Consider the following 6,130-nt stretch of genomic DNA (forward strand, 5'->3'; position numbering starts at 1 on the left):
CTAGTCGGAACTAATACAGTTAAACATATAACAAACTGTTCAAGAGGGATTCGCAACGCGTGGCATTTTCACTATGCGTTGGTTTAAGTGATTAAGGTGGTATGCAGCGGCTCCGGTATTGCGTTGCTCACCCCTTAACAGGGCGTTATAGCGCTTTGATAATTCAAGGTTTGTCAGGTTCTCGAAAGTTGTTGGCTTCAGTATTTTTGAATGCGATTTCTCCACCGAAATCAAGGTGGTAAATCCTCGCAAACCAAATTTCTGTAAGCTTTCAAAATCAATTCGGTTCGTTGAATTTTGAAGCTTTGCTTTCGGCTCGTTTCCCTAAATTCTCGACTGAATCGGTGTTTTGGGTTTTGTGGTCTGGTTGCAGTAAATGTTGTTGGTTAAGATGCAGTTCATTGAATGCAAGCTAAGTGCTTCATTCCCAAGTTAAGTCTGTTTGCTTGTATCGCTACAACAAACAGTTCAAGCAGACCAAAAACGCGTGGCATTTTTAGTTTGCGTTGGGTTTAGTGGTTAGGGTAGATTGCAGAAACAGCATTTGTGCGTTTTTGGCTACTTAACTGGGCGTTAGTTTCCCTGAGGGAGTAATCAACCCATTGGGAACTTTTGCTTATGGTGAAGTACGCGCATAATTCGGATGATATCGCCTTCAACCCAATATGAAACAATCATTGAAATCTCGGGGATGATGAGTAGTCGCCCACGCATACCGTCTCGTTGAACTCCCATAAGAGGTTGCTCTAACAAGTTTTCTACTTTTGCTTCGATTAGGTTGTCTGTTTTCTCTGCAGCATCAGGGTTGAAGTCATAGAGAAATTCAAAGATCTTTTCGCGATCATTAAGTGACTCTTCTTCCCATAAAATCATTACTTACCTCGGTTACGAATTCTTGCTTTCCGCTCTTCCATTCGAGATTTAGCAGTTTGATGTTCAACGAAATCCGCTTTTCCTGAGTCAAACTTATCAAATGCTAGGTTTATTTGTTCAGTTAGCCAAGCATCGTGAGATAATGTTTTTCTTTGTTGTTCAGCAAGTTGCTCAGTAAGCTCACGGCAAGCATCGCTTAGTGTGCGACCTTGGCTTTCAGCCATTTGTTGAGCTAGGCGTTTTGTTTCCTCATCAACACGAAATTGAATTCTAGTGTCCATAATATCCCCCTTTGCTTCTGTGTGTACAAATGTTAGCACTACTCATTGGGATGGGCAACTAACAAACAATTCAAACAGACCAAAAACGCATGGCATTTTTAGTTTACGTTGAGTAATGTGTTTACGGTGGCTTGCAGAAGTGGCATTTGTACGTTTTTGGCAGTTTAATTGGGCGTTATAGCGCTTTGATAATTTAGGGGTTGTAAGGCTGCCGAAAATTGCTGCTTCAGTGTTTTTAAGTTCGATTCCTCAACCTGAATCAAGGTGTTAAATCCTCGCAAACCAAGTTGCTGCAAGCTTTCAAACCCAATTCGGTTCGCAGAGTTTTGAAGCTTTGTTCTCGGCTTGTTTCTCTAAATTCTCGACTGAATCGGTTTTGTTGGTTAAGATGCTGTTCATTGAATGCAAGCTAAGTGCTTCATTGCCAAGCGAGTTTTTTGTTTGTATCGCTCTAACAAACAGTTCAAGCAGACCAAAAACGCGTGGCATTTTTAGTTTGCGTTGAGTTTAGTGGTTAGGGTAGTTTGCAGAAACCGCATTTGTGCGTTTTTGGCTACTTAACTGGGCGTTAGGCGCTTACATGCGATACAAGGAAAGTATTTGAATCTAAATCAAGTAACTTTGGCTGTTGATGATATCAAGATGGCAGTAACCTTTTACAAAGCATTAGGGCTTATTCAAATTGTCAGCGATGAGCATTATGCTCGTTTCTCTTTTCTCGATGGAGATTCTACATTTTCAATCTACTTAGACCCAGAGAAACGTGGGTTAGAATGTAGAGGTGTTGTTTACTTTGAACATGAAGAACTCGATCAACTGGTAGAAAACCTGAAAGATAAAGGTATAGAGTTCGATCAAGAGCCCATCGATCAACCGTTCCTCTGGAAAGAAGCGGTATTAAGTGACCCATCAGGAAACAAAATCAAGTTGTATTGGGCTGGTGAAAATCGACTAAACCCTCCGTGGAAAATTGAAGAAAGCACCTAACAAACAATTCAAACAGACCAAAAACGCGTGGCATTTTTAGTTTACGTTGAGTTTGGTGTTTAAGGTGGTATGCAGAAACGGCATTTGTACGTTTTTGGCAGTTTAATTGGGCGTTATAGCGCTTTGATAATTCAAGGTTTGTAAGGAATTCGAAAGTTGCTGGCTTCAGTGGTTTAGAGTTTGATTCCTTAACCAAACCCAAGGTGGAAAATTCTCAGCAAACCAAGTCGCTGCAAGCTTTCAATTCCAGTCAGATTTGCTGAATTTTGAAGCTTGGTTTTCGGTTTGTTCCTCTAAATTCTCGACTGAATCGGTGTTTTGGGCTTTGTGGTCTGGTTGCAGTAAGTCTTGTTGGCTAAGATGCTGTCCATTGAATGCAAGCTAAGTGCTTCATTGCCAAGTTAAGTCTGTTTGCTTGTATCGCTATAACAAACAGTTCAAGCAGACCAAAAACGCGTGGCATTTTTAGTTTGCGCTGAGTTTTGTGTTTAGGGTAGTTTGCAGAAACAGTATTTATGCGTTTTTGGCTACTTAACTGGGCGTTAGGTATTGTTGAGCTATCAGCAAGTTTTCCGTAGTTTTCATATTAAATTATGAGAGAATTCAAATTTGTAATGAGCAATTTTGCATTAGGTTTCATATTGAAATAAGTTGTCAGCTTTTAATTTTGTATTTTCATCTAATACGTTATTTGATTAGATCTATGTTTAGGCTCATTATGGAATTTGATTATCTTAAAATATTATTTGCTGTAGTTACTACTGTGCTCAGTGTCGCGATTACTTTTTACCTTAAAGATTATTTACAAAAGAAGAGTGAATATAAGAAACTAAAAGAGAAGTTAGAGGCTGTTGCTGGGCGAAATGCATACATTGTTTATACGGGTTCGGGCAGTGGTATAGGCAGTAACCTATATAAAATCATCGATATTGACGAGGGGGGAATTACATTGAAAAATTCAATTCAAACAATTTTTATACCACCCCAATTATTGTTAAACTCCGCGATGATAGTTCCCGAAGAGAACTACGACCAACTGAAAAAGGATTACCAGGCAAAAGAGATTGAAATGGTAGCTGAATCGATGTTTCAACCGCTATTTGAGAAAATGATTGAAAATATTGACGACGATCTTTCTCATGATGAAGGTGAGCTGAGTTCACGTATTGAAATAAGAGTTACTCAAATTTTGGAAGCCAAAGGTGTTCTATCACAGGTACCCACGGCAGAGCTAAATAGGCTGCAGAAAATAGAACAAAAAACCTAACAAACGCTTCAAGCCGACCGCCAACGCGTGGCATTTTTGGTTTGCAGTAATAATTGTGTTTAAGGCGCAATGCGGTAGCCGTTGTGTTGCGTTGGCAGCGGCTTAAGCGGGCGTTATATTCAAGGGATTTGAGTATATGAAGCAGTTTTTAGTAATATTTGTGGCAGCTTTGTGCCTGATGTCAGTTGGTGCGCAAGCCAATGATCACAAATTGAAACAGGCATATGAAAACCATCAAAGTGACCTTCAAGTTCTGGGTGTAGGCACTGTAATTCGTTTGTTACCCGATGATAATGATGGAATTCGACATCAAAAATTCATCATAAGACTGAATAGTAAACAAACCTTACTTGTTGCTCACAATATCGATCTTGCGCCTAGGATTCCTAACTTAAGAATAGGCGATCGAGTTCAGTTCTACGGTGAATATGAATGGAATAAAAAGGGTGGTGTAATGCACTGGACGCACCATGACCCTAACAATAGACACCCGCATGGTTGGTTAAAGCACAACGGTAAAAAGTACGAGTAAAAATTCACATAACAAAGCGTTTAAGACGGATTCCCAACGCTCGGCATTTTTAGTTTGCTTTGAATTTAGTGTTTACGGCACAATACTTTAGGTGCGGTGGTCTGCGTTGCTCACCACTTAACGCGGCGTTAGCTGGAGTTAAAGTTTCAAGGGTTTAAATCTATTGATTCCCGCACTAGCTACACATACGAAAGGGCGGTGCTAATCACTATCTCGCCAGTGGCACTGTTTGTATTTCTGGTGAATCAACCTGATTCGTTTACTGAAGTGGTGTGTCCGTTTAGTTCTTTGGCGCGGTTTCTTTGATGCTGTAAGGCTAGATAAACTCAGTCGTTCTTGAGCACGTTTCATTAACCGTTTCGAAAGCATCCTTTTGAAATTCAGCCGAGCTTTTTGGATTTGAGTTTTTTGGTTATTTCTTCTTTGCCAAGCCCCTTTTCTGGGTTGTGTTTGTGTTTTCAACGTAAGGCTTGGTTTTTGCGTTCGCGAGGCGTAAAGTCAAAGCAATCAACACCTTGGTATGCCACGTTTTATTGTGCAGTCAGCTAACAAGGCGCTTAAGACGGACTAACAAACGCTTGGCATTTTTAGCTTGGTTTAGCGGTGTGTTTAAGGTGCTTTAATTGAGCGAGGTGGCAGGTTTGTTAGCCACTTAGCTAATCGTTATAGCGCTTTGAAAATTCAAGGTTTGTAAGGTTCTCGAAAGTTGCTGGCTTCTGTGTTTTAGAGTTAGCTTTCTCAACCTGCATCAAGGTTGATAAGGCGTCGTAATCCAAGTTGCTGCAAGTTTTCAAAACCAATTGAGTTCGCTAAATTTTGAGGCTTTGCTCTCGGCTTGTTTCCCTAGATTCTCGACTGAGTCGGTGTTTTGGGCTTTGTGGTCTGGTTGCAGTAAGTTTTGTTGGTTAAAATGCCTTTCATTATATGCAAGCTAAGTGCTTCATTGCCCAGCGAGTTTTTTGTTTGTATCGCTCTAACAAACAGTTCAAGCAGACCAAAAACGCGTGGCATTTTTAGTTTGCGGTGAGTTTTGTGTTTAGGGTAGTTTGCAGAAACAGCATTTGTACGTTTTGGCTACTTAACTGGGCGTTAGGTATTCAGAGGGAACTATGGAAAATTACAAATCCTTGATTGGTCATTTGCCTGTAGCAGACCATGCTATTGGTACAAAACTAGCTACTTGGGAAAAGTATCAAGAGAACCACCCAGAAATTTGGAATACAATACAATCTATATTTTCTGGTGAACAGGATGTAAAACTACGCAGGCAAGACCTCAAAGACATCGCAGACACTCAGGATTACAACAAGTTAATAATATCAACGATTCTATGGGGCTACTCATCAGGCATGAGGGGCAACAACTTCTCAAAGATTATCAAGAAATTGCCTGAGATAGCCTCTTTATTAAAGTGTGCATCGCAAGGTATTGATGACTGGGAAACACACTACAACAAAGTAAAAGAAATTAGTGGGTTAGGGTTGTCTACATACTCAAAATTTCTCTATTTTGTTGGAGGTGAAATTGAGGGGCATGAGCCACTAATTTTGGACATTCGAGTAATTGAAGCCATCAATACAGGTATTTATAAAGAGTTTGCTGGCATGAAGCGTATGACTTATACAAATGCCCCAAACCTTTATCCTGAGTATCTGAAAATTATGAACGATTTTGCACTATCTTCAGAGTGCACAGCAGCACAGGCAGAGATGTTTTTGTTTATGTTTGGGCAAAACCTAAAACAACATACCTAACAAAGCATTTAAGAGTGATTCGCAACGCTTGGCAGTTTCGCTTCGCTCAAGTATAGCCAAGCGTCGCTCACATATATGGTCTCCCCCATTTTTGCAAGTCAGTAGTCTGATTCAAAGCGCAGGTTAACTACCATATATACGGCCTGTTTTAGCGGCTATTGCCTTGGCCAAGATGAGGCAGTCGAACACGAAGTCCTAATCACCTTATCGGTTTAAATAACCAACGTGAGCAGAAGGTTTTCAACGTGTAGGATTTATCCTGTTATTCATCTCACTACGTACTTTGCAAAAGGTTGTGGTGTTGTCTTTTAGGCTGGTTGATACTCTTCATTTCTGCGGATGACAGCCCATGCAATCCGCATCAGTTTATTGGCTAACGCGACGGCAGCCCGGTTAGGACCTCGCCGTTTTTCAATCTCCAGTGCCCATAAACTCA

Annotated in this window: 7 protein-coding genes; 4 read left to right on the top strand and 3 right to left on the bottom strand. The window is 40.5% G+C overall.

Annotated elements, in window-relative coordinates; genetic code table 11:
- Nucleotides 1–594 precede the first annotated feature (594 nt).
- From CW749_RS05555 to CW749_RS05565, 3 genes are all read right to left on the bottom strand, one after another.
- Complete coding sequence (locus CW749_RS05555; protein ID WP_101111060.1) at nucleotides 595–873, bottom strand: type II toxin-antitoxin system RelE/ParE family toxin; 279 nt, start codon at nucleotides 871–873, stop codon at nucleotides 595–597.
- Nucleotides 873–1,154 (bottom strand): type II toxin-antitoxin system RelB/DinJ family antitoxin, encoded by a 282-nt coding sequence (locus CW749_RS05560; RefSeq protein ID WP_101111061.1) that lies wholly within the window; start codon nucleotides 1,152–1,154, stop codon nucleotides 873–875. The genes CW749_RS05555 and CW749_RS05560 overlap by 1 nt, the downstream gene beginning before the upstream one ends.
- A 300-nt stretch (nucleotides 1,155–1,454) precedes the next feature.
- Nucleotides 1,455–1,643: a hypothetical protein gene (locus CW749_RS05565; RefSeq protein WP_101111062.1), complete on the bottom strand. Its 189-nt coding sequence runs from the start codon at nucleotides 1,641–1,643 to the stop codon at nucleotides 1,455–1,457.
- A 111-nt stretch (nucleotides 1,644–1,754) separates the two neighbouring features.
- Here CW749_RS05565 and CW749_RS05570 point away from each other — a divergent pair, with 111 nt between their 5' ends.
- The 4 genes from CW749_RS05570 (at nucleotide 1,755) to CW749_RS05590 (ending at nucleotide 5,694) form a co-directional block, all read left to right on the top strand.
- Entirely contained in the window at nucleotides 1,755–2,141 is a 387-nt protein-coding gene (locus CW749_RS05570) for a VOC family protein (RefSeq protein WP_101111063.1), read from the top strand.
- A 718-nt stretch (nucleotides 2,142–2,859) separates the two neighbouring features.
- Nucleotides 2,860–3,408, top strand: a complete 549-nt coding sequence (locus CW749_RS05580; protein ID WP_145997828.1) for a hypothetical protein — start codon at nucleotides 2,860–2,862, stop codon at nucleotides 3,406–3,408.
- Nucleotides 3,409–3,544: 136 nt separating this feature from the next.
- Complete coding sequence (locus CW749_RS05585; RefSeq protein WP_101111066.1) at nucleotides 3,545–3,940, top strand: DUF3465 domain-containing protein; 396 nt, start codon at nucleotides 3,545–3,547, stop codon at nucleotides 3,938–3,940.
- Between the two features lie 1,109 nt (nucleotides 3,941–5,049).
- On the top strand, nucleotides 5,050–5,694 hold the full coding sequence (locus tag CW749_RS05590) for a hypothetical protein (protein WP_101111067.1): 645 nt from the start codon (nucleotides 5,050–5,052) through the stop codon (nucleotides 5,692–5,694).
- Nucleotides 5,695–6,130: the final 436 nt, after the last annotated feature.

The sequence above is a fragment of the Vibrio sp. vnigr-6D03 genome (genome assembly GCF_002835515.1).
Lineage (GTDB): Bacteria > Pseudomonadota > Gammaproteobacteria > Enterobacterales > Vibrionaceae > Vibrio > Vibrio penaeicida.

Excerpts from the sequence above, each read along its gene's own strand:
- CW749_RS05555 (WP_101111060.1), bottom strand. The coding sequence starts at position 873 with ATGATTTTATGGGAAGAAGAGTCACTTAATGATCGCGAAAAGATCTTT.
- CW749_RS05560 (WP_101111061.1), bottom strand. The coding sequence starts at position 1,154 with ATGGACACTAGAATTCAATTTCGTGTTGATGAGGAAACAAAACGCCTA.
- CW749_RS05565 (WP_101111062.1), bottom strand. The coding sequence starts at position 1,643 with ATGCCACGCGTTTTTGGTCTGCTTGAACTGTTTGTTAGAGCGATACAA.
- CW749_RS05580 (WP_145997828.1), top strand. The coding sequence starts at position 2,860 with ATGGAATTTGATTATCTTAAAATATTATTTGCTGTAGTTACTACTGTG.
- CW749_RS05585 (WP_101111066.1), top strand. The coding sequence starts at position 3,545 with ATGAAGCAGTTTTTAGTAATATTTGTGGCAGCTTTGTGCCTGATGTCA.
- CW749_RS05590 (WP_101111067.1), top strand. The coding sequence starts at position 5,050 with ATGGAAAATTACAAATCCTTGATTGGTCATTTGCCTGTAGCAGACCAT.